This window comes from Streptomyces sp. LS1784 (genome assembly GCF_020103755.1).
GTDB lineage: Bacteria > Actinomycetota > Actinomycetes > Streptomycetales > Streptomycetaceae > Kitasatospora.
Map to the genome: position 1 here is coordinate 1 of NZ_JAHSQD010001048.1, position 1,376 is coordinate 1,376.

Sequence of the window (1,376 nt, forward strand, 5' to 3'; positions counted from 1 at the left end):
GGTCCGGGGCCGGGCACCGACCGGGACGGCGGCCGGGCACCGACCGGGACGGCGGCCGGGCACCGACCGGGACGGCGGCCGGGTGCCGCCGTCCCGCAGTGCGGGCAGCGGGACGGCGGCCGTCCGGAATGTGACACGCTGGACCATCCACGCACGTCACGACCTCAGAACGGGATACCCCCAGTGGAACAGCAGCCGGCCAGCGCCCAGTACGTCCTCACGCTGTCCTGCCCCGACAAGCAGGGCATCGTCCACGCTGTCTCCAGTTACCTCTTCATGACCGGCTGCAACATCATCGACAGCCAGCAGTTCGGGGACGGCGACAGCGGGCTCTTCTTCATGCGGGTGCACTTCTCCGCCCCCGAGCCGGTCACCGCCGACAAGCTGCGGGCCAGCTTCGCCGCGATCGGCGCCTCCTTCGGGATGGACTGGCAGATCCACCCGTCCGAGGAGCGGATGCGGATCGTGCTTATGGTCAGCAAGTTCGGGCACTGCCTGAACGACCTGCTCTACCGCACCCGGATCGGCGCCCTGCCGGTGGAGATCGCCGCGGTGGTCTCCAACCACACCGACCTGCAGGACCTGACCGAGAGCTACGGCATCCCCTTCCACCACATCCCGGTCACCAGGGACACCAAGGCCCAGGCCGAGCAGCAGCTGCTCGACCTGATCGCCAAGGAGAACGTCGAACTGGTCGTGCTGGCCCGCTACATGCAGGTGCTCTCCGACCAGCTGTGCACCGAGCTGTCCGGCCGCGTGATCAACATCCACCACTCCTTCCTGCCGAGCTTCAAGGGCGCCAAGCCGTACCACCAGGCGCACGCGCGCGGCGTGAAGCTGATCGGCGCCACCGCGCACTACGTCACCGCCGACCTGGACGAGGGCCCGATCATCGAGCAGGAGGTCGCCCGGGTCACCCACGACGTCAGCCCCGACCAACTGGTCGCGCTCGGCCGGGACGTCGAGTGCCAGGCGCTCGCCCGCGCGGTGAAGTGGCACAGCGAGCACCGGGTGCTGCTGGACGGGACCCGTACGGTCGTCTTCGCGTAGGCCCCGGGGCGCTACGGCCGGGAGAGCAGCAGGAGCGCGTGCAGCACCTCGCGGACCGCGGCCCGGTCGCCGTGCTCGCCGACCGGCAGCCGGTCCGGGTCGCGGTGCCCGGCGGCCAGCTGGCACAGCTCCAGGCCGTCCAGGACCATCGAGGCCACCGGCTCCTCGCCGGTCGGCCCGCCGGTGCGGTCGGTGCGGTCGTCGTCGCCGTCCAGGGTGATCAGCCACTCGCCGCCCGCCGGGCCGTCGACCATCAGCCGCACCCGCCGGGCGGTCCGCACCCCGCCCTCCGGCGCATCCGGCGCCCCGGCGTGCTCGGGGCGGGC

Annotated in this window: 1 protein-coding gene and 1 pseudogene; one reads left to right on the forward strand and one right to left on the reverse strand. The window is 72.1% G+C overall.

Annotation, left to right across the window (positions count from 1 at the left end; translation table 11 throughout):
- Positions 1-183 precede the first annotated feature (183 nt).
- Positions 184-1,050 (forward strand): formyltetrahydrofolate deformylase, encoded by an 867-nt coding sequence (gene purU / locus KS423_RS45505; RefSeq protein WP_374120193.1) that lies wholly within the window; start codon positions 184-186, stop codon positions 1,048-1,050.
- 11 nt (positions 1,051-1,061) lie between these two features.
- On the opposite strand, the pseudogene KS423_RS45510 reads toward purU, so the two are convergent.
- Positions 1,062-1,376 (reverse strand): annotated as a pseudogene (locus KS423_RS45510) (hypothetical protein); the annotation flags it as partial.